Annotated in this window: 21 protein-coding genes; 12 read left to right on the plus strand and 9 right to left on the minus strand. The window is 38.4% G+C overall.

The genetic code is table 11. The features are described from left to right. Positions 1-27: 27 nt before the first annotated feature. The 4 genes from obgE to ABJN95_RS17570 all read left to right on the plus strand — a co-directional run bounded on the left by obgE (position 28) and on the right by ABJN95_RS17570 (position 4,235). Positions 28-1,029, plus strand: coding sequence for a GTPase ObgE (gene obgE, locus ABJN95_RS17555; RefSeq protein WP_348372328.1), 1,002 nt, complete (start codon positions 28-30; stop codon positions 1,027-1,029). A 264-nt stretch (positions 1,030-1,293) separates the two neighbouring features. Beyond that, complete coding sequence (locus ABJN95_RS17560; protein WP_348372330.1) at positions 1,294-1,641, plus strand: hypothetical protein; 348 nt, start codon at positions 1,294-1,296, stop codon at positions 1,639-1,641. Positions 1,642-2,436: 795 nt separating this feature from the next. Continuing rightward, on the plus strand, positions 2,437-3,507 hold the full coding sequence (locus tag ABJN95_RS17565; protein WP_348372332.1) for a histidine kinase: 1,071 nt from the start codon (positions 2,437-2,439) through the stop codon (positions 3,505-3,507). Continuing rightward, positions 3,504-4,235, plus strand: coding sequence for a LytTR family DNA-binding domain-containing protein (locus ABJN95_RS17570; protein ID WP_348372333.1), 732 nt, complete (start codon positions 3,504-3,506; stop codon positions 4,233-4,235). Before ABJN95_RS17565 ends, ABJN95_RS17570 begins: the two co-directional genes overlap by 4 nt. Positions 4,236-4,296: 61 nt before the next feature. Here ABJN95_RS17570 and ABJN95_RS17575 read toward each other — a convergent pair whose 3' ends face one another. From ABJN95_RS17575 to ABJN95_RS17595, 5 genes are all read right to left on the minus strand, one after another. After that, positions 4,297-4,671: a DoxX family membrane protein gene (locus tag ABJN95_RS17575; RefSeq protein ID WP_348372335.1), complete on the minus strand. Its 375-nt coding sequence runs from the start codon at positions 4,669-4,671 to the stop codon at positions 4,297-4,299. Positions 4,672-4,766: 95 nt separating this feature from the next. After that, entirely contained in the window at positions 4,767-5,780 is a 1,014-nt protein-coding gene (locus ABJN95_RS17580) for a transglutaminase domain-containing protein (protein ID WP_348372336.1), read from the minus strand. Then, on the minus strand, positions 5,780-6,268 hold the full coding sequence (locus ABJN95_RS17585) for a carboxypeptidase-like regulatory domain-containing protein (protein ID WP_348372338.1): 489 nt from the start codon (positions 6,266-6,268) through the stop codon (positions 5,780-5,782). The genes ABJN95_RS17580 and ABJN95_RS17585 overlap by 1 nt, the downstream gene beginning before the upstream one ends. 134 nt (positions 6,269-6,402) lie before the next feature. Next, a complete protein-coding gene (locus ABJN95_RS17590; protein ID WP_348372340.1) occupies positions 6,403-12,531 on the minus strand; it encodes an MG2 domain-containing protein in 6,129 nt (2,042 codons plus the stop codon). Positions 12,532-12,682: 151 nt separating this feature from the next. Beyond that, a complete protein-coding gene (locus ABJN95_RS17595) occupies positions 12,683-13,000 on the minus strand; it encodes a cupin domain-containing protein (protein WP_348372341.1) in 318 nt (105 codons plus the stop codon). A 90-nt stretch (positions 13,001-13,090) separates the two neighbouring features. Between ABJN95_RS17595 and ABJN95_RS17600 the strand changes: the two genes are divergently transcribed. Further along, positions 13,091-14,449: a Mur ligase family protein gene (locus tag ABJN95_RS17600; RefSeq protein ID WP_348372343.1), complete on the plus strand. Its 1,359-nt coding sequence runs from the start codon at positions 13,091-13,093 to the stop codon at positions 14,447-14,449. A gap of 252 nt (positions 14,450-14,701) precedes the next feature. Here ABJN95_RS17600 and ABJN95_RS17605 read toward each other — a convergent pair whose 3' ends face one another. After that, entirely contained in the window at positions 14,702-15,142 is a 441-nt protein-coding gene (locus ABJN95_RS17605) for a DUF1569 domain-containing protein (protein WP_348372345.1), read from the minus strand. Positions 15,143-15,215: 73 nt separating this feature from the next. On the opposite strand from ABJN95_RS17605, the gene radC reads away from it, so the two are divergent. The 6 genes from radC to ABJN95_RS17635 all read left to right on the plus strand — a co-directional run bounded on the left by radC (position 15,216) and on the right by ABJN95_RS17635 (position 21,026). After that, positions 15,216-15,914, plus strand: a complete 699-nt coding sequence (gene radC, locus ABJN95_RS17610) for a DNA repair protein RadC (protein ID WP_348373218.1) — start codon at positions 15,216-15,218, stop codon at positions 15,912-15,914. 28 nt (positions 15,915-15,942) lie between these two features. Continuing rightward, positions 15,943-17,238 carry a polysaccharide deacetylase family protein gene (locus tag ABJN95_RS17615; RefSeq protein ID WP_348372347.1) on the plus strand — a complete coding sequence of 432 codons (1,296 nt, stop codon included), beginning with the start codon at positions 15,943-15,945 and terminating at the stop codon, positions 17,236-17,238. After that, positions 17,231-17,920, plus strand: a complete 690-nt coding sequence (locus ABJN95_RS17620; protein ID WP_348372349.1) for a YjjG family noncanonical pyrimidine nucleotidase — start codon at positions 17,231-17,233, stop codon at positions 17,918-17,920. Before ABJN95_RS17615 ends, ABJN95_RS17620 begins: the two co-directional genes overlap by 8 nt. A gap of 59 nt (positions 17,921-17,979) precedes the next feature. Further along, a complete protein-coding gene (locus tag ABJN95_RS17625; RefSeq protein ID WP_348372350.1) occupies positions 17,980-18,528 on the plus strand; it encodes a hypothetical protein in 549 nt (182 codons plus the stop codon). Next, complete coding sequence (locus ABJN95_RS17630) at positions 18,525-19,955, plus strand: DUF5723 family protein (RefSeq protein ID WP_348372352.1); 1,431 nt, start codon at positions 18,525-18,527, stop codon at positions 19,953-19,955. Before ABJN95_RS17625 ends, ABJN95_RS17630 begins: the two co-directional genes overlap by 4 nt. Positions 19,956-20,081: 126 nt before the next feature. Beyond that, positions 20,082-21,026, plus strand: a complete 945-nt coding sequence (locus ABJN95_RS17635; protein ID WP_348372354.1) for a hypothetical protein — start codon at positions 20,082-20,084, stop codon at positions 21,024-21,026. Here ABJN95_RS17635 and ABJN95_RS17640 read toward each other — a convergent pair. Then, positions 21,016-22,299 carry a replication-associated recombination protein A gene (locus tag ABJN95_RS17640; RefSeq protein WP_348372355.1) on the minus strand — a complete coding sequence of 428 codons (1,284 nt, stop codon included), beginning with the start codon at positions 22,297-22,299 and terminating at the stop codon, positions 21,016-21,018. The genes ABJN95_RS17635 and ABJN95_RS17640 overlap by 11 nt on opposite strands. Before the next feature lie 90 nt (positions 22,300-22,389). Between ABJN95_RS17640 and ABJN95_RS17645 the strand changes: the two genes are divergently transcribed. Beyond that, positions 22,390-23,136: a rhomboid family intramembrane serine protease gene (locus tag ABJN95_RS17645; protein ID WP_348372357.1), complete on the plus strand. Its 747-nt coding sequence runs from the start codon at positions 22,390-22,392 to the stop codon at positions 23,134-23,136. A 9-nt stretch (positions 23,137-23,145) separates the two neighbouring features. On the opposite strand, the gene rlmB is transcribed toward ABJN95_RS17645, so the two are convergent. Continuing rightward, positions 23,146-23,886 (minus strand): 23S rRNA (guanosine(2251)-2'-O)-methyltransferase RlmB, encoded by a 741-nt coding sequence (rlmB, locus tag ABJN95_RS17650; protein WP_348372358.1) that lies wholly within the window; start codon positions 23,884-23,886, stop codon positions 23,146-23,148. A 113-nt stretch (positions 23,887-23,999) separates the two neighbouring features. After that, entirely contained in the window at positions 24,000-24,755 is a 756-nt protein-coding gene (locus ABJN95_RS17655) for a hypothetical protein (protein ID WP_348372360.1), read from the minus strand. Positions 24,756-24,901 lie beyond the last annotated feature (146 nt).

Consider the following 24,901-nt stretch of genomic DNA (forward strand, 5'->3'; position numbering starts at 1 on the left):
CCTTTGCCCAAATTTTAATATCCTGCAATGACCGAAGGTAATTTTGTAGACTACGTAAAGGTTTTTTTGACCTCTGGTAACGGGGGCAAAGGTTCTGTACATCTACATCGCGAGAAGTATATTACAAAAGGGGGGCCAGATGGTGGAGATGGGGGCCGTGGCGGTCATGTTATACTTCGTGGAAATCAAAACCTATGGACTTTAGTTACCTTTAAATTCAAAAAACATTTTAAGGCAGGGCACGGCGGTCATGGCGCAAAGAGTCGCAGCACAGGTGCCGATGGAGAGGATGTTTATTTAGATGTGCCCTTGGGCACTATTTTGAGGGATGCCGAAACTAACGAAATCATCTTAGAGATTACCGAACACGGTGAAGAAAAAATTGTTGTTGAAGGTGGTATGGGCGGACGTGGAAACTGGCATTTCAAGACCTCAACAAATCAAACACCTAGATATGCTCAGCCTGGGGTTGAAGGCCAAGAAGGTGTTTTTATTTTAGAATTGAAAATTTTGGCTGATGTAGGTTTGGTTGGCTTTCCAAACGCTGGAAAGTCAACATTACTTTCTGTAATCACTTCCGCAAAGCCCAAAATCGCAGATTATGAATTTACTACCCTAAAACCTAATTTAGGGATCGTTGAGTACCGTGATTTTCAAAGTTTTGTTATGGCCGATATCCCCGGAATTATAGAGGGAGCGGCTGAAGGTAAAGGGCTTGGACATTATTTTTTGCGCCATATTGAACGAAACGCCACACTTCTGTTTTTAATTCCTGCTGATAGCAACGATATCAGTAAGGAGTACGAGATTCTTTTAGATGAGTTGCGCCGCTATAATAAGGAGTTATTGGATAAGGAAAGACTAATTGCAATTTCTAAAAGTGATATGCTCGATGACGAATTGATGGCAGAGATGCGCTTAGAACTCGACAAAGATTTGGATGGTACGCCATACATGTTCATCTCTTCCGTTGCTCAACAAGGAATTCAAGAGTTGAAAGATCGCCTATGGCGAATGTTGAATATGTAGTATACTTTCTGCCTTTGCAATATGAACAATTATATTGTTGGTAAGAAGCCCGCTTTTGTTAAAAACTTTCGTTTGCAATAGTGCTAAAATTCCATAATTTGCTTCTGCAAAACAAATGTGCTATTTGTTTTGATACCCAAACCTATCTAGAACATTGTAGTAATAGTGATTAACCTCACTAGCGTTTCTTCAGGTTTTTTAGTAAGCTGTGTTCCGCGCACAAAATAGTTAAACTAGAAAAACAACCTTATGGTAATATGTGCTATGTACTATATTGAAAACCACAAAATTGAAGTGGTAAGTACGTTTTTAGGAAAAGAAAAAATTCTACTGAACGGCAAAACCGTTTCAGAAAAGAGCTCAAGTATTGGCACCTCCCATACGTTTACAATCGGCAAAAACGAATATCGAATTGCACAACGCGATAAAAGCTATAGAAAAAGAGGAAATATTTTCGAAATTAGGAAAAATGGCATGCCAGTTTCCCTAGTAAACATTCGCCCAAAAACTTCAACACAACTACTTTTCTTGGTTATCGTTATGGGGCTTGCCTTTGGTTTTACCCTTGGTGTGCTTTGTTATAATCTATTTTGGCCGGCTATGGGGGTCTAAAAATTCAAGAGTAGGCGTTAATATCCTAGCTTGCCAACGTTCTACGGTGTAACCCGATGTACTTTTCATCTCTTTTCAGCAAATTAGGAACCCAAATTGGTCTGATTGCGCTGATATTCTTTCGTATACATATTGGTTTTGGTCCTTTCAACCGTTTAAGAATTGAATTTTACCGTTCATCATAGGACCTCTAAGTACTCCTACCATTTGCTTTTCGAAATTTACCGTTCATCATAAACTCGTTTCGGACTCAAGCGTTCTGTTTTACTTTTACTTCAGAAATCAATACAAACAATTAAAGCAAGATATCATGAAAGCAACAATGTATAAGGAGAGTATCATACAAAAGGAAATCGTAAAAGCAATTATTTTTCTGGCAGTAGGTCTGGCTTATTTTTTTATTCAGCTAGGCAACCACCTTATAGGTCATCTATAAAATTAGCAGGGGTTGCCGTTCGAGGTAGTAATTTTACCGCTTGTACTATTTTACCTCAAACAGCCTAGATAACAGTATATATTAGACGAGTAATTAATCTTAAAACAAATAATGATGGTAGTACTAGTTAAAGTTGTATTGGCAATAATACTAAGTGTAATTTTTTAAACTGAAGCAGTATGGAGCCAAATGAGCATAATCTGATTGCGATTGAAAGAAAATTAACGAAGGGGCTTGTTCTCTTATTTGTAATTCTTGCCTTGTTAGTTCTGGGTTATTTTTCAGGGCGAGCATTATATGATCTAACACACTAGCAATGTTTTCTATTCGAACTATATTTGAAAATATCTAGCGTCTAAATGAAGAAACAAAAATCAAACACAAATTGGAATCTTGCCTTTTGGTCAGTTCAACTTATCGGATGGGGAGGCATATCCTATTTAGGTTATTTGTTTACGCCGACAGAAGGGGGTTGGAGAGATAGCTCCTATTTTGTATTCGCGATGTGGGCAGGCTTGTTCATCGGACTATGCGTTACCGCACTGTTGAGAGCATATTTAAAGCGAAAAGTATTGCTCGATAATTTTGACTCTAAAGAATTAATAAAGGTCATAAGTGCTGTAGTTGTCGCAACCATTCTTTATGCCGGATTGAGTTATGGTACTGGTTTTTTAAAGGGATATTTTGATTTAGAGAAGGTTGAAGTACCAAAAATGTACGAGAACCTAGGTCTGGGATTTGTCATATTTAATTCTTTGATGACTATTCTTGTATGGACGATGTTTTATATGTCAGTCAAAATTGCATTTAAACTCAATGCAAACCGTTTGGAACGTGCGGAGTTAAACGCTACCCTGCGACAAGCCCAGTTGAATACCTTAAAAGGACAAATAAACCCTCATTTTATGTTTAATAGTTTAAATAACATTCGGGGTCTGATGCTAGAAGATGTTGAGAAGTCTCGCGATATGCTTACCAAACTTTCAGAAATGTTAAGGTATTCTTTAACAAAGAATGATGTCAACGCAATTGATTTAGAGGAGGAACTCGAAATGGTCGACAACTACATCGCACTTTCGAAGATTCAATTTGAAAAGAGACTTGAATTTATAAAGGAAATAGACCAAAAAACCCTTAAAATTCCTATTCCCCCTATGATAGTGCAACTACTCGTAGAGAATGCAGCCAAGCATGGTATTTCCAATCTCAAAGAAGGAGGAACGATAAAATTAATTGCTAAATTGGTAGATAGTAACCTTCAAATCTGTGTTAGTAATTCAGGGAAACTCCTTATTGATAGCCGGTCAACTCAATTAGGACTGAACAATATCAAACAAAGATTACAACTGTTGTATGGCAAAGCAGCTACCTTTTCTCTAGAAGAAAAAAATGATGAAGTGATGGCTAAGATCAAAATTCCTTTAGCATGAAAAATATCAAAGCCATAATTGTAGAGGATTCTCGCTTAGCGCGTAATGAACTCAAGGAACTGATAAAAAAACATCCGGAGATCGAATTAATAGGTGAGGCTGAAAATGTAGATAAGGGCTATGAACTTATTCAAGCCACACAACCTGATTTGCTATTTCTTGATATAAATATGCCCGAAAAAGATGGTTTCGAATTACTGGAAATGCTCGATGAGGTACCAATTACAGTATTTACCACAGCCTTTGATGAATATGCCATAAAATCATTTGAGTACAATGCCTTGGACTATCTTTTAAAACCAATCAATGAAAAGCGCTTTGCATTGGCAATGGAAAAAGTGCAATCTAAATTAGATGATAGTGCGAATGAAAATGATGTGGCTAGAGAACGTTTAACGGGCAATAGTCAAATCTTTATCAAAGACGGCGAAAAATGCTGGTTGATAAAAATTGGTGACATCTCACATTTAGAAATTGTAGGTAACTACACCAGAGTCTTTTTCGAAGAAGAACGCCCTATGCTTTATAAGTCTTTGAATCAAGTAGAAGAAAAACTACCAGAAAAATATTTCTTTCGCGCAAACCGACAACAGATCATAAATACGAATTTCATTCAGAATGTGGTGCCATGGTTTAATGGAAAATTGAAATTGACCATGGTGAATGGCGAAGAAGTAGAGGTCTCAAGAAGGCAGTCTTACCTCTTTAAAGATAAAATGAGCTTATAGCACAAATTAAAAACGCTCTTGTAATTTTACAAGAGCGTTTTTAATTAAGATTACCCTTTATTTAGGCAGCAAGTAATCCGGCATATTTGTCTTTGTATCCAAATAGGACCGCAATATTAAGTACGATTAAGACTAAAGCTCCGGCAATATTAGCAGAATCTAATGTTGCATGAAATAGCACTGCGCAGACCGATACGCTCATCAAAATCAAAGCCATCAACGCCCCAAATTTGTTAAAGATTAGCGCTAGGCCGGCAAGTATTTCAACCACCGCAACAAGTATCAAGGTTTTACTGCTTGCTAGGGCTCCGAAATAGGTCGCTGCATCTCCTGTAGGAGCTTCCATAGGAATAAAATGAAAAAATTTGTTTAGTCCGAAGACCAATACAAAAAGGCCAAGAAATATTCTTAGCACCATAAAAACTTTTGAATTCATGACTATTGGTTTAGTTGTTACTTTTAAATGTAACAAGAAATCTACAAAATCAGAAGCTGTCGGTATGCTTTAACGTTTGGCTGGCGGCTATCAAACTAGCCTTTTTTCACCCTTACTACATAGGTGGCAATGTACGTATCATCGACTTTAATATGAACGTCGTACGAGCCTGTTTTTTCGAAGGAATATTTCAGGGTACATTCATTTTTAACTGATACAATTTGAGGATGAATAGTTTGGTCACTTCCGCTTTTGTTGACTGCTAGACTTATAGTTTCACTTTTTATGTCATTAGGAACCCGGAGTGTAAACGATAATGCTTTATTTTTTTTGGCTTCCAGTTTCATCTTAGCTGGCTGCAAAGGAAAAACTTCGAGCACAAAAGCTTCCTTGTAAATTACCGGTCCCTCAATAAATTGATTGAAGGTCGGTGGTTGAGGTAAAAACGAAGAATTAATTTCGAGTGGGTAATGATTTCGAATGAACAATTCAGGGTCAGCCAAAAAATAACTATCAAAGTAATCAGGTTCAAATTTTGGACCTGCGTCTTCTAAAACAATTCGTCCGGCGGACCAAGTAGGGTCGCATAGGTACCATTTGCCATTTAATTCAACGGCATTCCAAGAATGATTGGGAATGCTATTTTCATTCAAAATCAAGGTGGCTGTTCGACCATAACCGTTGATGATTTTGCAATTGATGTCAGCCAAGTTTGCCAATTCACGAGTCAAAAACGCGTATCCCGTACAAGCTGTTTTACGGTGAGTCACCAATTTTTTAAAAACCTTTGGTGTGAAATTATTGTTCCACTCAGTAAGTGCTTCCTTATTCCCTGATAGTTTTTTTCGTTTTTTTACTGTTTTTTGATAGGCACCGTAATCGTTTTCGATATTGGTGCAGACCCATGTATAGATGGCCCTGAACTTTTCCACGTCAGTGGTTAAATTAGCGGTTAGGTTATAGGTCAACGCGGGTAAGTTTTTTAAGCTAGCTCCTTTGAAGTGTAACGCAATACTATCAGCTTTTTTAAAGCCCGTACCATAGAAGTCGGAACGCTGCCCGTAGCCAAGTGTTCCGACTAGGAATAGTACGATTGGAATGCATTTCATTAGTTGAAGATTCCAATAAGTTTTTGAAAAATCGAACGTTTAGAACTATAAACTCCTTCAACTTCAACAGCTCCCATTAGCGAAATGTCGGAAGCTTGAAAAGTGATGGTAATCTCAATGGATTTAGACTCACTTTTTTGTACTTTATATTCTTTGGGCTTGTAGCCGATGTAGCTGAATATCAAAATATCATCGACCTCAAGGGCCTTTGGGAATTCAAATTTTCCATCTAAATCGGTCACTACACCTTCTTTGGTGCCTTTCAGTACTACATTGACGCCGCCCAAGGGTAAATTATCCTGGTCGCGGACCATGCCTTTAACAGTGTAGGTTTCAAGAATGACCTTCGTCCTCTCTGTTTTTTGGATTTCATTTGATTCAGGCTGAACAATTGAGCTAAGATTGACTACCTCTTGCGCTTTCACATTGGCTATTGAAGCCAGGAAAAGACAAACAGCAATTACCGAAATTCGTGATACATTTTTCATAATTCAATGGTTTAAAGTTACACCCCTAAACTATGTCCTAGCTATTGCTTACAAAACCAGTATTTAGGGTACTACCACTTTCAATACGTAAACCAATACTCCCGATGAGGATAAATATGCAATTTAATAATTTCCTAGTTTACTTGTACCCTGATACCCTCAGAGTGACTGCTAAACTCTGGAGCATACATACTTTGTATTGTTGTTATTCCATTGCTGAAATTTCCAGAATTATTGACTCGCAAGTCATATTCAAAAACGTATACTCCTTTGGGCAAGTAATCGAAAAAGAAGTTGGTGCTTGCATCCTTGGTGCTTTCATAATAACCTAATCCATCTTGCCATTTGTACTTCGAGAGGACATTTATGGCTTCAAATCCAGCGGCCCTCATATCTTTCATGTGGACGAATTGCATAGACCGATCCGCTCTTAATTCAATACGTACTCGAACCAAATCACCAACCTTTAAATCGGTCTTATCGTTGATTTCTGCAATCTCTTCCCCCATATCTGTATTCTTTTTAAGGAAGAGTTTCTTCTTTAGTTTCAGAGGGGTTTCCGCTGTCGTGATTTTATCTAAATTCTCAAAATACTGCCAGTACAAAGTACCCCAAGCAATGCCTTTTCCTTTCTTACTGATTTGCACCTCCGCCATTTTAGGTACTACTTCAGTACCATTCCAAGCCGTTTTGTAGTAGCCCGTACCAGCTTCTACTTTTACACTTTCCAACTTGGAAGGTTCGATTTTTTTACCTCCGACCAGAACATCGACGGCATCAGTCACTGATAGCCAATCGCTGCCTTGCAATAATAGGGCATATACCGCCTCGGAGGTCGCTTTTGTGGTTTTCCATTGGTTGGTCTGCTTTTGCTTTAACAACCAAATTTTGAGGTTATCAACGGTATCAATGTCATCAGGTGTAATTTCCGAAAACGCTTCTATCAGTAAAGATTGTGTTTCGACCGGAGCTTGATACCAGTACCAGGAGCTTGTATTCTCTTTCCAATACATTCCCAGTTCTTCTGAAGTAATACTATTCTCTTTTAGCGCTCTAAGAATCTTACTTGAGGTTGCGCCCTCGTTCATACGATGCATAATTAAAGCCAACATCCCTTGGGAGTATAATCCTCTATCTTTCCAGTACTTCTGGGTCTGACCTTTATAATAAGCTGTTATTTCGTCAACTCTCTTTGAAGTTTTGATACCCTCAAAAAAGCTCCGCATATACAAATAGTGTATTTGCGTACGGCTTAAGTGGTCGTCGTTGAGGTTCGATGCATGTCTTTTCATGTATTCGTACTCTTTGATGAACTCGCTGTCTAAGTATGCAATTGCTTTCTGAATTACATCCTGCATTGCATCTGAGCTTTTGCCAAGTTCAGTCGAGGGACTCGATATAACATTCAGCTTCTTTAAATGTCCTAAACCTGTGATGATGTGTTGGGTTATAAATCGATTGTCGGGCCCTCCATTGAACCATGGCCATGCTCCAGAACCTTTTTGGTTCTGCTTTAGTTTCTGAATAGCTGTTGCCTGTTCATTCTTCATTTTGTTCAAATTGAACAATAATGCAATACGTTTTTTCTGTGCAGTTTCAGACTGTGCATCACGCAGCCATGGGGTTTCCTGAATCAATAGGGATTTCAGTTCGTCGTTTTTCTCTAAGTTACTGATCAAAGCATCTGAATTGGCCCACTGCCTGAAAACCTCCCGAATTCTTGGATTGCTATTTGCGATATGAGTCGCCAATGTATTTGCATAGTATTTCGAAAAGGTCTGCTCATTGCATTCATAAGGATATTCCATTAGGTAAGGAAGCGCCTGAACCGCATACCACGCGGGGTTAGAAGTCATTTCAAGGGTTAGTTTATGGTGTTTGAGCGTGGTCGAAGATGTCGTTTTCAACTTATCTAAACTGAAAGTTTTCGCCTGGTTGCTTCTAACCCACATAGGTAAAGTTTCGGTAACCAGCATTCTATTTGTAAGTACTGGCAATACATTTTGTTCGCCATCACTAAAATCTCCAGCTTTTGCCGTGACGGTGTATTGAATCGCTTGCATACCGTCGGGAATTTTCAATCGCCATGAAACTTGGGTATTGCCCATAGAATCGACCTCAAAAGAGCGAATGCCAATAGCGTTTGGTGTTTCTCCTTGCGGGGTTTCCATTAACTTACCTACAACATCTGCACCAGTGAAAGCATCTACTAATGCTAGCTTTGCCTTTCCGTTGAGTCTACCCTCAGTCAAGTTTGCTATTTTAGTACTGATAATGATCTCATCGCCTTCTCTCAAGAAACGGGGAGCATTCGGAATCACCATCAACTCTTTTTGAGTCACTGCTTGTAGGTTTTGAACCGAACTTTCCAAGTTTTTAGTATGTGCCAATAATTGTACATTCCATTTGGTAAGCGCTTCTGGTGTTGTAAAACTAAAAGACACATTACCTTCTTTGTCTGTGTGTAATTGTGGAAAGAAGAAGGCATTCTCTTTTAGGTTTTTACGAATTTGGACGTCGCCACTGAATTCGTCTTTTTGATCATTTGCTACCCCTTGCTTCTCTGTTTGATCTGCAGCGTATTTCAATAGCAACTTGTTTTCTTCCTTTGGCACGGCTGCGGCCTGCCCAACTATGGTTTTTTCTAGTTCCATGTCAACAGTATCCATTTCCATAGCTGAAGGAGCTGCTACTGGAGCACCCTCCTTTTTCATCATTCGACTGCGACGGAGCCCTCTTCCATAATAGCCGCCGTAACCAAAGTATAATCCATACCAATTAAGCGTATCAAAATATAAACTTGAATGGCTATAACTTTGATTATCTATATATGTATTGAAGGAACTTGTTCCAAAACAATTATAGGCGTTGGCGGTTCGGTTCGTATAATATGTGGGTTTTACCAGCGGATTAAACCCCCAGTAATGCCCGCGAAAAGCATCAAGAGAGGCATCGTACATATTCGCCAAAAGCTCAGCGGCAACCTTGTCACCTCTTGGGCCTTTGATTTTGAAGGACCAGGTTTCGTCCGTTCCGGGTTGAAGTTTATCACGAAAGGTCAGGGTTTCGATTTCCAGTTGCGAACTTGGGTAGGGCACTTGAATATTGATACTATTCGCTTGAAAATAATTATAGGCCGCAAAACTATAGGTAATTGCAAATCCCCCTAAATCATCAGTAGTAACGGGTACAGTAAAGGATTCAGAATTGTTGTTTAAGTGAATCAATTTGGTGTCAATAATCTTATGGTCTTTTTCAAGGTGTACGGTTACATGCATATCTTGGGCGCTTGACAGCAAGGTTACTTTCACTAGTTCACCTATAGCATAACTACTTTTATCGGTCTTAATCTCGAAGAGCTGATTATCAACCAACTTCGTATCATTCTCACTAAATAGAGTGGTTTGAAGTAGGTCTTTAACCGGCTGGCCGAATTTATCTTTAGTTTCCAATTCTAATACATACTGTCCTGACGGCCATTTTTTAGTCTTCCCAAAAGAAAGTTCTTTTGATTTGTTTGTATCAAAACTAGACTGCCAAACCAGTTCTCCTTTTTCCCAAGTGGAGACATCGTGCTCATTAGCGAAAGCATCATTTGGGAACATTTTTTTAAACTCGGCTTTTGACCAGCCCTCATAATCTGGAGCGGCCCAATTTCGCGGTCGATTCACAGTTTCAGGGGCTTTTAACTTGTACATCTTTACCATTCCCTGTGCCGGAACAAATTGGCCATTGAGGTTATTTGTAGCGATGGTGAGTTTATTTTCTTTGGAATCCTTATTAAAGGGATTGGCGATATACATATTCGCGTTCAACGTATGATAACCAACGGTAACAAAAGTTGTTGCACTATGTGTTTCGCCATTGATATCGGTTACATCTGCGGTCACTTCATAACTGAAGGTGGGCAAGTTTTTTTTGTCGACTTGGTTATCTGGTATCGCCTTAAAATCAATTTCATATGTTCCTGAAGCATCGGTGGTGGTTTCGCCATGGCCAATTTCTTGTGGCGAATTGTTAAGGTTTGGATAATACCAATAGCACCATCTTGGATAGTATACCACGCGCTTTACACGATATGAAACTTTGGCATCGGTAATATTACTTCCCGCGTAGGCCTTAGCAGTTCCATTTACGGTTACACTATCATTAACCTTATAAGTTTCCGTGACGGGTTCAAATGAAGTCTCGAATTGTGGACGTTTGTATTCCTCAACAGAAAAATTCGCATATCCGCTCAGTGCAATTTTGTCTGAGCGTACGCTAAGCGAATATTGCCCCGTTAAACCCGTGTTGGGTAATACAAATTCTCCAGAAAAAGAACCATAATCGTTCGTAACGAATGCTGAAGTTTTAACTACTTGTCCGTTTACGTCTTTAAGTTCTAGCGAAACCTTTTCGTTTTCCAAAATGGAGGAAATACCCTTATCTTGTCTTATAGCAATTCCCTTGAAATACAAGGGTTGGCCTGGGCGATAAATACTTCTATCTGTAAATAGGAAGCAAGAATAGCTGATGGCATTTTCATTCTGGTAGTACCTTCTGTTTACATAATAATCCTTAAAGTATGCGCTGTCTTTTGCATTGGAAATGGTAATGCTTAGCTCGCTCCAATTTTCATTGTTCAAAGCAATAGCAATGTTCCCCATCGTATCGGCAACAAAGTTTTTGCTCAAACGAGGGCCGTCATAATTCATTCGGTAGCGAAAAGTAAGTTTGGCCCCAGCAATAGGTTTTCCGTTGTGTCGATCAACCACTTGAAAAGTGTGATGTGTATTCGTACGGGTTTCTGCAAGAGCCAAATTGGTTACCTGAACCGAGCTATAGGCAAACGTTTTGTTCGTTTTATCCTTTATTTCGGCAAGAATAACATACTGTCCGTTATCTAATGGAGGCAGGGCAATCTCGGTGCTGTGCGATTGGTAATCACTTTCATTTTTTAAAGCTGCTTCCCATTCTTGAGCAACCGATAACTTCTTTATGAAGGCTAATTTTTTGTCCTGTTCGTAGATGTCGTTTAGCGTATTTAGCTCGCGCTGAGTCACACGACGCGCTGTTAGGTTTAGCCCGCGAAGGTTTTTATAATTCACAAGAATTAGAGAAGTTGAACGAATAGGAATGTGCCGTTCTAAGGTTAATTGTAAACTTTTCTGAAGTATTTGTGTTTTCAAAGATTTGCATTGTTCGGCACCTCTGCTATCAGCTAATTCTCGTATTACCGATTCACAAACCGCGAGTGCTTCCTTGGTCTTCCATTGGTTTTCTTCTTTGATTTTAGGTTGATAAGTATTTCCCTGACTATTCAATAACCAAGCAATTTGATATTGATACAGGCTCGTGGCCAAACTGCCTTTTTCAGTTGATACCGCATTCTGCAAAACCTCTAGAAATTGCTGCTCCTTGTTTTCAAAAACCGCATTTTCATAGATAAAATTTAAACGCTCAATATCGATTTCAGCATAGGTATAAGGTTTGGTAGTAGGTTGGTGTAACAGGAGTAATTTTTGATAAATACAAAGTGCTTTGGCCTGCAGGGAAGTTTCATCTTCTGTAGCTATCGTTGTATTGATAAAAGCATTGGCATCACACAGTAATTCAGGATCATCAATTTCAAATTTGTCTGCGGGTCGTATAATGTTGTTTTCACTGGTTTTATAAAACCGCAATGCATTATGTGCCAAAAGATCAAAAAGAGTAGGGCGATATTCCTCGGTATCTGCTTGCTGATTTAGAATCGCATCGAATTTTGAAACCAGGGTTTGCTTTAGATCCTTTTCATTTTCTAATGAGGCTTCATAGTGAAGGCTTATCTCTTTGAACAAAGTGTTTAAATCCCATGTTCTGAAATCTGTCGAATCGACTTTTACGTCCGTTTTAGTTCGGTTGTAGAATTGATACCGATTTTGCTGGAAATATTGCCAGAAAAGATTCGCTAAATAACTCTCCAACACATTTTTAGTGGGAAATTCGCCCTTTTCAATTTCGGCTTTGAAATCATTGATAATTTTCAATTGCGCATCTTCCTCTAAGGTCAATGCATACTTTGAGGTATATAGCAGGGCCTTTACAATTTGCGCCGAATTCTTCTCCTTATTCGCTTTTTTGGAAATGGTCGTCACAACTTTTAAGGCAGACTTTGTCAACGCCTCGCTTTCAAGTTTTTCAACCTGCTTCCAGAGTGTTTCGAAAGTAGTATTGTTTTTCTGTGATTGCGCCATTTGTGAAAATAGGATTATCGTTAATAAGATTACGATACGTTTCATTTCTTAATTTTTTCGCGATACCCAATTTTATGATGATTTACCATTATTTTAGGTACGCTATTACAAAATTATTGACAAAGATGATTCCAAACCCCCCTGAAAACAATGAAAAATGAGTAAGTCGGTATTTTCGGTTAGCGAAAGGCCCTTTTTATTTGTATTCTTCCCTGGCCGGACTGAAAACATCCATTAATTTACATGATGTAAGTGCTTTTCCACTATGTGGAATATTGGAGGCAATAGGAACGATATCTCCAGGCAAGTAAATTTTGGTAACACCATCAAGCGTAAATTCAAATTCCCCTTCGATAACATACATAATTTGTTCATGAACATGATGATGTTCAGGTACAACGGCGTCTTTTTCAGCATCCCAAAAAACCAAGCTCATGGTTTCTGTATGCACTAGTTTGCCATGGTAGCCCGGCATAATTTCTTTAGATTGAATATTGGAGAGGTTAAGATTCATAATGTTTCATTTGTTTTACTAAGATAATTATAATGTGGTGGTTTTCGAAGCTAACTGCAATTCCTATCTTTACATTATAATTTCTACTTCATGCAAATTCATTTTATTGCTATTGGCGGCAGTGCAATGCACAATCTGGCTTTGGCGCTTCATCATAAAGGATATATTATCTCCGGCAGCGACGATGTTATTTTCGAACCTTCAAAAAGTCGATTGCACGACAAAGGAATTTTACCAGAGACCTTTGGATGGTTTCCAGAGAAAATTCATAATGATTTAGATGCGGTTATTTTGGGAATGCACGCCAAATCTGACAACCCAGAATTGTTAAAAGCCCAAGAATTAGGTGTCAAAATTTATTCCTATCCAGAATTTCTTTACGAACAATCGAAGAACAAAACAAGAGTGGTAATAGGTGGAAGTCACGGTAAGACTACCATTACATCAATGATTCTGCATGTGCTGAATTATCACGGCAGGCCAGTTGATTATATGGTAGGTGCGCAATTGGAGGGTTTTGACCGAATGGTACACTTGACTGAGGAAAATGATTTTATCGTTTTAGAGGGAGATGAATATTTGTCTTCACCTATTGATAGGAGGCCGAAATTTCATTTATACCAACCAAATATCGCTTTGTTAAGTGGTATCGCTTGGGACCATATCAACGTATTTCCAACTTTTGAAAACTATGTGGAGCAATTCCGGATTTTTGTAGATGGCATAGTGAAAGGTGGAAGCATCACCTATAATGCAGAAGATGAGGAAGTAAAAAAAGTCGTTGAAGCTTCGGAAAATGCTATTCGCAAATTACCATATCGAACTCCCGAATATGCTGTGGAAGATGGGCAAACCCTTTTGGAAACCCCTGAAGGTCCCATGCCAATTGAAGTTTTCGGAAAGCATAATCTTAGCAATTTGGCTGGCGCCAAATGGATTTGCCAAAATATGGGTGTTGATGAAGACGATTTTTATGAGGCGATTACAACCTTTACAGGAGCTTCTAAGCGTTTAGAGAAAATAGCCGAAGGAAAGACGTGTGTAGCTTACAAAGACTTTGCACACTCTCCAAGTAAGGTGGCTGCGACTACCATGGCCGTAAAGGAACAATATCCAGATCGGACTTTGATAGCCTGTTTGGAATTGCATACTTATAGTAGTTTTAATCCGCAATTTTTAAAGGAGTATAAAGGCGCCTTAGACGCTGCCGATATTGCCGTGGTTTTCTATTTACCTGAGTCGGTTGCGATTAAAAACTTGAAGGCTGTCAGCGCCGAACAAATTAAAGAAGCTTTTGAGCGTAACGATCTAGAAATTCATACCAATGCGGATGCATTTAAAAGCTATGTTTTTAGTCAAGATTTTGACAATTCAGTAGTATTGCTAATGAGTTCAGGTAACTATGGTGGTTTGGATTTAGAAGAGGTGAAAGCAAGAATAGAATCTTAAGCCATTGATTTCTAGCTGAATATTTGTCAGGTTGAACATATCTGGAATGTATTTTGACTGTCAGTAAGTATGACCCAGGAGCAAAAAACCACATTTTTGAGATCTATGTATCGATTATTTAGGCGATTTTTTTCACTTTTACTAACCGCAGCAATGCTGGGTGTATCAAACGTTATCTTGGAGGAAGATAGAATGGTGCATGATACTAAGCCTAAAATAGAACATCAAGATGTTCAGTCGGAAGATGACTAACTATACCCCGAATTGGGTCAAGTGATGGTCTAAATGTTTGTACTGCATCTTACCCCATTGATCATGGGTTAATTTTCCAAACAATGGATGAGGATTCCAGTCTTTTCTGGTTTTGCAGTTGTAAAAATCAGTGACCAGTTCTCTTAATTTAGGTTTTTCAACGCTTAAGTTCTTCTCTTCCTTCGTCTTCAGATTTGGCGCCGTTGGTAGGTTCTTTCGAAAAGGTGTATCACTGTACATCTGTTTTTTGAAAAATAGCCTAACAAAAAGGTTTCCATTTCCCTTATTCTTGTTTTTGATGGCTATTAGGAATGGAAATTGACAATGCCAAACCATTTGTGCAACGGTCATTTTACCCCATTGCCGATCTGAATTTTCATTAAGAGCATCGATTCGGGCTAGAATTTGGGTATAGGTAGCTTCTTCGAAGATAGATTTCATGTTATCGTTGTATTCATTAACCTAAGACTTATTCTTTGTTTTTAAATATATGAGATTTATCCTATTTTTAGGAATGCAACAAAAATTAAAGTCCCTTTCCATTAAAAATTGGTCCGACGATGATAAACCAAGGGAAAAGTTGGTCCAAAAGGGTAGGGGTATTTTGTCAGATGCAGAACTAATAGCTATTCTGATCGGTTCAGGAAGTCGGAATGAAAGTGCGGTACAACTTTCCAAACGCATTTTAGCATCGGTGAGCAATAACCTGAACGAACTTGGCAGGCTTTCGATAAAACAATTCATGGAATTCAAGGGAATTGGAGAGGCCAAGGCAGTCACCATTGCAGCGGCCTTAGAAATTGGCAGACGAAGAAGGGGAGAAGATGCTCAAAAAATAACCAAGATTGAAAGTAGCCAAAATGTTTTTGAATTGTTGCAGCCCATTATGGGAGAACTGCATCACGAAGAGTTTTGGATTATTTTTTTGAACAACTCAAACAAAGTACTGCATCGGGCACAGCTAAGCAAAGGGGGTATCACCGGTACTTTGGTCGATGTACGATTGGTCATGAAACAAGCCCTTGAACTTGGCGCTGTAGCATTAATTTTGGCGCACAACCATCCCTCCGGAACACTTCAACCAAGTAAAGCTGATAGGCAAATCACTCAAAAGTTAATAATTGCTGCCGAAGCACTTGATATAAAAGTTTTGGATCATTTGATTATTACCCAAAAGGAATATTTTAGTTTTGCAGACGAAGGCGTTTTGTAAAATCTTACTTTTTTGATTTAAGAAATTCATGCTATTGATCTATACCCATAAAATTACCCCTCGCTTCAGTTATACCATGAAGCAGGTTTTTACTAGAATTTTGGGTATAAAAGTTACGTTTACAACTAAGGTCGAAGATTTTATAAAACACTCGGGCCCGAAAATAACATACACCAAACAGCCATTGCAAAATGAGTTTTTCGTTAGAAGTAATGATTTGTTATTTGAACAGGGTATCAACGATCTTCAAATAAATGTGGGTGAATGGGAAGGCCTTCCTTGTTTCTTTATTGCCGGCGAACGTAGTACCATACCATTTGATATATTTTCCGCCAGTTTTTACTTGCTTAGTAGGTATGAGGAGTATTTACCACATGTAAAGGACTTGCATAGTAGATTTCCGCCTAAAGAAAGCCTTGCCTATCAAAACGGATTTTTACAGCAACCTGTAGTTGATCTGTGGGCATTTAAATTGTTGGAAAAATTAAAAGAACGTTTTCCTGATTTAGCATATAAACAAAGAACCTATAATTATACCTCGATAGTAGATGTAACTACTTCTCATGGATTTGCTCACAGGGGGTTTGTAAGGAGTGTTGCAGGACTATTACTCGATTTAAGTTCATTTAAAATAAGAAGAATTGCCAGGCGAATTGGCGTCTGGTTTAATCCGAGGAAGGACCCCTTTAACAACTATGGCTATTTGATCAATTTGCATAAGAAGTATACGGTAAAAAGCATGTTTTTCTTCCAATTTGCTTCCTATTCTACCTATGACAAAAATGTTTCGCCAAACAACAATAAGTTTAAATTTTTAATTAAATCAATTGCCGATTATAGTACGGTTGCACTTGCGGCTTCTTATAGTTCTTTTAGTGATACTGCGCTCTTGAAGAAAGAGAAAAAAACGCTTGCTGATGTAATCAACCGAGATGTAAATTCCTCGCGAATGCGCTATAACCGTGTTGATGTGCCTAATACTTATCGAAATTTGATAGAAACGGAGTTTACTGATGATTATACAATGGGTTATACGCATGAAATAGGTTTTCGAGCCGGTACTTGCACGCCGTTTTATTTTTATGATATTAATCTTGAGCTACAGCAACCCATACGGGTTCATCCATTTAGTTTTCATGATTACGCTTTGGTGAATATGGCGTCTAAGGAAGAAATATCGGAAAAGATAGGTGCCCTGTATGAAAGGGTTAAAAGTGTAAAAGGAGATTTTGTATCAATTTTTTCTATTGAACTCCTAGGAGGAAGTAAAAAGAAAGATTGGAAAAAGTTATACGCAATGGTCATAGATAGCTATAATGTTTAAGGATTTTGTAACAGATATTTTCTTTGATTTAGATCACACCCTTTGGGATTTTGAAAAAAATTCGGCGCTTACCTTTGCGAAAATATTATCCGAAAACAATATTCCAGTGGCACTTTCTGACTTTTTGGAGGTGTATGTTCCGACCAACCTAACCTATTGGAAGCTATATCGAGAAGAAAAAATCTCTAAAGAAGCCTTACGGTATGAACGGTTAAAATCTGTTTTCGATAGATTAGGTATTTCGATTTCAGATGAAATTATTCATAAGTTATCTGAAGAGTACATATTGTATTTATCATCCTATAACCACCTTTTTCCAAATACCATAGAGGTTTTGCAGTACCTAAAGCCCAAATACAAACTACATATTATTACTAACGGTTTTGAGGAAATTCAAGGAAAAAAACTTCGAAACTCAAATATAGATAGCTATTTTGAACATGTTATTAATTCTGAAATGGCAGGAGTAAAAAAACCAAATCCGATAATTTTCGAGTTGGCTCTTAAAAAGGCAAAGGTCGCTCCAAGAAATGCATTGATGATTGGTGATAGTCTTGAAGCTGATATCTTAGGCGCTAGAGATTCTGGCTTGCATACCTTGCATTTTAACGCTCATAATGATCCTTCCCACGAATTTTGTCCCATGATTCATGATTTAGGTGAAATAAAAATCTTTTTGTAGAGTTATATCTAGTATGGCAAGGGCCTTACTTACGGTCCTTTGACAAAAGGGTTTATTCAATGAAAAGACTACTTCATAGCGTGTTTTTGATTCTGTTGCTCGCTGGCAGTAACCTTTCTTGTACTGAGGATCTCGATTTTACGCAATTCGATGATTTGGAAGCGACCCCCACTTACGAAGCGGGAATTCTTTATCTGGAAACCACCGAGGAATTAATAAATCTTATTTCTGGAACCAATGTGTTCAGTCAAAACTTCAATTTTGATGCTTTTAGCTCCGATGTTTTTGCAGAAAGAGTCCTTGACGGAACGATCACCTTTGTTGTTGAGAATACTACAAGTAAGGAAATAGAGTTAATCGTTGAATTCTTAGATGAAGGCAATACTGTAACTGATAGGGAAGTATTTTTAATACAACCTGCACCATCAGCCATCATAAGACGTGAGATTGCCTATGGCGATACCGGACGAAGTATTGATATCATTAGAACTCTTACGACGATACGTGTCACTGCCACAAACTTAGGTGACAATACCAGCGTGTCGAACCTCCCAAACCCACTTATTACGCTGCAATCTAGTGGTAGGTTCAGAGTCCGTTTAAAATGAGAATTCCCAAGATCTTATACTTTACCATTTTTTGGGTATGCACTGGTGTGTTTGCCCAAAATAAGCAGTTGTTGTATGATTTCACAGAAATTCCCCAGTCATTACTTGTCAATCCCGGGGTAGAAGTTGATTTTAAATGGTATACAGGTATTCCGGTTGCATCGGGTATTTCGTTTGCAGTGGGTTCTAGCGGTGTTTCTGCCTATGATCTTTTTGCTGCCGATGGTGTGGATTTTAACACCAAAGTAAGAGACCTTCTGTTAGGGGGGATGAAGGCCAGAGATGTAATCAGTGCTACGCAACAACTCGAACTTTTCAACATAGGCTTTAGAAGCGTTGATAGTGATCTTTTTTATTCCCTTGGGGTTTACCTTGAAACCGATGCAATTTTGTATTGGCCTGAAGACTACGTTGTTTTGGCAATAGAAGGAAACGTAGACCGACTAAACCAGCGCTTTGATCTGGGAGACCTTAAAACTAGGGGCGAAATGATGAATGTGTTTCACTTCGGAGTCAATAAAAAAATGAACAATAAGCTGACCCTTGGGGCAAGAGCTAAAATTTATTCGAGCATTTTTGACTATAACTCTACTAGAAACAAGGGGTTTTTTATTACCCGACCTGGTCAAAATAATGAACTTGCTAGTACCTTTAATTCCGATATGAAATGGAGAACATCGGGTATAAATGCTTTAAAAGCGGCATCTGACGAAGATAACATTCCTTCGACCATAATTAAGAGAGGATTGTTTGGAGGGAACCTGGGGCTGGGTATTGACTTAGGTTTTACCTATCAATTAAATAAACAAACGGTTTTTACCGCAAGTCTTTTAGATCTAGGATTTATTTATCATACCAATGATGTGGAGAACTTTACTTTAAAAGGTGATATTACCACCGAAGGAGTTGAGGTAATTTTACCTGCAGATCTTTTGAATCCTAATCGTGATTTTTGGCAAGAACTTGTTGACGATATTGAAGAAATTGTTCCTTTTGAAAACAACTTCAAAAATTATATAACTTTTAGGCCTACCAAACTCTATGCTTCCTTACGTTACAATTGGGGAGAGCAGGAACTCAAAGGTGCTGATTGTGAATGTGGCCCAAATGTTTCGGGCAGCAATAGAGTGCCAAAGTATGTTAATGGGGTAGGTGGACAATTGTATATGATAAATAGACCCCGCGGCCCGCAAACGGCGCTAACCGCTTTCTATCAAAGAAGGCTTGGTAATGTAATGGCAATAAAAGCTACCTATACCGCAGATAAGTTTACATATACGAATATTGGTTTCGGGCTCAGTTTGCAGGCTGGTCCTATAAATTTATATGCCATGGCTGATAATCTGCTGGCGTATCGGAACATTGCAGACAGCCGATATGCTTCTTTTCAATTAGGATTAAATATCATATCTTGGGGCAAGAAATGATATGATTTACGAAGCACACCATCTCAATTAATTTCTTCTTTGGCATGCTTTTTTCATATGATATTATAATTAATCAGAAATTGTCTTAACAACGAGCTTTAAGACAGTTTTGAAAAACATAGAATTTTGAAAAGTATTGTTTTATCTATTTTTTTAATGGCAGGTTTTGCTAGTGAGGCACAGGTTAATTTGAATGAGTTCAAATACATTGTTGTACCAAAAAGATTTGATGGCTTTAAAAAAGAAAATCAGCATCAGACCAGTACCTATATAAAATATATGTTCAGTAAAAAGGGTTTTGCAACGGTTTATGACGATAATTTGCCAGCAGATTTGGCAAGCAACAGATGCTTGGGATTATACGTTGATTTGATTAATAATTCTTCAATGTTCACCACAAAGACTGTTCTAGAATTAAAAGACTGTAACAATCAAGAAGTGTTTCTGACGCAAGAAGGTAAGAGCAAGAAAAAAGATTATAAAGATGCTTTCACTGAAGCAATTTCTAAGGCATTTGGCTCTTTTGACACACTCAATTATGTTTATGAACCAAAAGAAGAAGTAAAGGAAGAGCCCGTTACCATTAGTTTCAAGAATGACGTAAAAACTCTTGATGATAAGCCTGAAGTTACAGACGATCACGATCCAATGGTAGCGCAAATCGCTACCGAAGAAGTTCAGTCTTATAAAGATCGTAGACCTGTTGAAACCGATTATAAGAAGGCGAACATCTCAGAAGAAAAGAATATGGTAGAGCAGCAGGCAACCAAGGAAGACCAAAGCTTTAAGAATGTGGAACCCGTTCAAACTGATTATGGCAAAGGGCCTACTGTTTCGGTGTCAAAAGTAACTAGCGAAACCTTGTATGCCCAGGCACTTCCCAATGGATATCAATTGATAGATAGTACCCCAAAAATCCGATTGAAGATTTTCAAAAGTTCTATGCCCAATGTTTACATTGCCAAGGCAGATGGGCAAGATGGGGTAGTGTATTCTTCAGATGGAAAATGGTTTTTTGAGTATTATGAAGGAGATAAGATCATCAAAGAAGAGCTTCGTATTAAGTTTTAGGCTGATACTTGTCTTTCCATCTATTTTTTAGAAATTCTTTAATGGCATTTTCCCGTTGGTTGATTCCTGGTTCGTAGAATGATGTACCAACTAGTTCTTCAGGCAAAAATTCTTCCTCAACAAAATTGTTTTGATAGTTATGGGCGTATTTGTAATCTTCTCCATACCCTAAATCTTTCATTAATTTTGTAGGTGCATTGCGTAAGGGCAAGGGAACCGAAAGATCACCTGTTTGTTTGACCGTTTGCTGAGCTTTGCCTATGGCCATATAACTTGCATTGCTTTTTGGTGAAGTAGCTAAATAAATAGCACATTGGCTTAATATGATTCGAGCTTCGGGATATCCAATAGTGGTAACGGCTTGAAAGGCGGAGTTGGCAATTACCAACGCTGTGGGATTGGCCAAGCCTATATCTTCAGAAGCCGAAATAAGCATTCGACGCGCTATGAATTTTACATCTTCACCACCCTCGATCATACGGGCAAGCCAATATACGGCACCATTTGGGTCGCTGCCTCTTATCGATTTTATAAAAGCAGAAATGATATCGTAATGTTGTTCTCCGGTTTTATCGTAGCGCACAGTATTTTTCTGTACTTTTCCCATAACCAGTTCATCGGTTATGGTTACTGTGTTTGATTGCTCAGAGTTTATGACAAGTTCAAAGATATTGAGCAATTTTCGCCCATCTCCTCCAGATAGTCTTAAAAGAGCTTCTGTTTCTTGAAGCTTGATTTTTTTTTCTTTTAGCAAAGCATCTTGCACCAGCGCCCTTTGTAATAAGGCTTCCAAATCTTCTTTTCCAAAAGCGTCTAAAATGTAAACTTGACATCTTGATAATAGTGCCGGTATAACTTCAAAACTTGGGTTTTCTGTTGTGGCTCCAATCAAAGTAACCCATCCCTTTTCAACTGCAGCCAAAAGTGAATCTTGCTGTGATTTGCTGAAGCGATGAATTTCATCAATAAATAGAATGGGGTTTTTCGAAGTAAACAACCCACCGCTCTGCTTCGCCTTGTCGATTACCTCACGAATGTCTTTAACTCCACTATTTATTGCACTAAGGGCATAAAAAGGCCTTTCGCTTTCATTTGCGATAATATTTGCAAGGGTAGTTTTACCCGTTCCAGGAGGACCCCAAAGAATAAGAGAGGGAATTATTCCTTTTTTGATTTGATGTGTCAACGACCCCTTTTCACCCACCAAATGGTTCTGGCTGATGTATTCTTCCAGCGTTTTGGGGCGTACACGTTCGGCAAGTGGTTCATTCATTTGGTAAAAGTAATGAATAATATAAATGACAATCTTTCCGTTTTTACCATTTTGGCTTGTTTATTGACTTTATGAGTTAATTTTAAGAAAATGTCTGATCAAAACGAATTTAAGTTTTCCAATGCGGTATTAGTGGCGCCCCTTATGGCAGTCTTGCTCATTTGGTTTGTTTTTTGGATGGAACTGCATTTTAAGATCAACCTGAATGATTTCGGACTCTATCCAAGGAGATTTTCAGGTCTACAGGGTATATTCTTTGGGCCGTTTATTCATGGCTCTTTAGAGCATTTGTACAACAATACAATTCCTTTAGCGGTGTTGTTGGCCTCACTCTTCTATTTCTATCGCCAAGTTGCTTTTAAGGTAATACTATTTGGACTGCTTTTTTCAGGATTGATTACCTGGGTAATTGGCAGGCCGTCCTATCATATTGGAGCCAGCGGAATCATCTATCTCTTGGCTAGTTTTATATTTTTTAAAGGCATTTTCACTAAGCATTATCGCCTGGTGGCGCTGTCATTGGTCGTGGTTTTTGTTTATGGAAGTTTATTGTGGTATATCTTTCCGATGAAAGATGGTATTTCTTGGGAAGGTCATTTAGGAGGATTTCTTACAGGTCTTGCTATGGCATTTTTTATGAAAGCCTCTATTCCTCAAACTAAGAAATTCGCTTGGGAACAAGAAGATTACAACGAAAAGGAAGATGAATTTCTACAACATTTTGATGAAGACGGCAACTTTATCGAAACCACTGATCAAGAATCTAAACTGGAAAGTGAATCTTTGAAAGTTACCTACCTCTATAAAAAAGATGCAAAAGATACGAACCAAGACTGATGAGTTCAGCTAGCTCTTCATTCGCTGCCTTAGGGCCTCATATAAGAAAACGCCGCATGCCACTGAAACGTTCAACGATTCGATTTCACCTACAAGGGGTAGTTTGGCTGTACGATCAGAAGCTTTTATAATTGAGGGTGATATACCGCGATCTTCTGCGCCCATTACAATAGCAGATGGTATTTTAAATGACACATCGTATACGGTATGATCTGTCTTCTCCGTGGCGGAGATCACTTGTATACCCGAAGCCTGCAGGTAATAAATAGCATCCTTAATATGATCAACCTTCGCAATGGGCACTTTGAACGCAGCTCCCGCTGAGGTTTTGATGGTGTCGGCCGTTACAGGGGCTGAACCTTTCTTTTGTATGATAATGCCATCAACACCAGTACACTCGGCGGTTCTAATAATGGCTCCAAAGTTTCGTACATCTGAAAGCTGGTCAAGTAATAAAAATAGGGGTAGTTTCTTAGTTTCCATTACCTGTTCTACTAAAGCTTCGAGATCATAAAAAGCAATAGGGGAGATGTTTGCAACAACACCTTGATGATTGTTTTTAGTCAATCGGTTCAGCTTTTCAACGGGTACATATGACACATTGATCTGGTTTTTACGCAGAACATGCTCTAGTTCTTTGAATAAATCGCCTTTAAGTCCTCTTTGAATAAAAACCTTATCAACAGGTTCCTCTGAGTTAATAGCCTCTAAAACGGCTCGTATACCATAAATTTGGGTGATCTTTTGCATTTGGCAAAGGTATATAAAAAACCGCCCTATTGTGGTGGGCGGTTTACAGTATTATAGCTCAGTTGAGCGCTATATAATATAGCGTTCTACTTGGCAATTTTGATGGTAAGGGTTTATTTCTGATCAAGAAATTCGAAAACTTTAACCAAATCGTATTCATTTTTCAGGTTCAAGTTGTTTTCGTTTATATAGTTCTTCACATCTGAAATCATCTCACCGTCGAGTTGCTTCAAAAACTTGCCATTTTTCTGGTGGATTTGGTCTATGCGGTTAACGTCTTTCTTTTTAAAGTAATACTCTGTAAACTGTGTAAATCTGGCTGGTACGGCCGCAACAAAAGAATTTTGTGCATCTTGCCCTTCGGTATATTTGACCATTATGCGTTTATAGAGCTTGTATTCCTTTCCTTTGTATAGTTCTGCCAAGTAACCGTTTAGCGTTCTGTTTTTAGACGTGATGAAGGTATTGAAGGCCAATTTATTGCCTTCTACTAGAATATTGATGTTTTTATCTTTTGCCAAGGCCCGATACCCCTCTTCCGGCGAAAGTGTTTTCTTGACTTCAATTTCCTCGTTTAAGGCGTTATAACGATAATATACGTCACGTACTTTGTCTTCTCCATAGAATAAGGTGGTTGACGCAAATTCATTTGAGGTATATGGAGATCCTTGAATACTGCTCAATTCGAGCTCTTTTCTTTTGTTTTCAGCGTCATCAATAGATCCGAGTAATTGTGCAAATACTCGGGCAGAAACAGAATTGGTTTGACCACCAATAGCAGCCGAATTCGGCACGCCTCCACCTGCGTACTGAGCTTGTAAAGCGCCGCAAGCTAAAATGGATACGAACACAAGGTATAATTTTTTCATAATCTAATTTTTATGGGTTTCACTCATAAGTTACAACATTTATTCTATTCAGAAGGAGCTTACATAAGGTTCTTTTGCGGTAATCAGTAGGTTTCTAACCAAAAAAAACCGCCTCATTCTTTGAGGCGGTTTAATTCAAAATTGTT

Source organism: Maribacter sp. (assembly GCF_039974175.1).
Taxonomy (GTDB): Bacteria; Bacteroidota; Bacteroidia; order Flavobacteriales; family Flavobacteriaceae; genus Maribacter_C.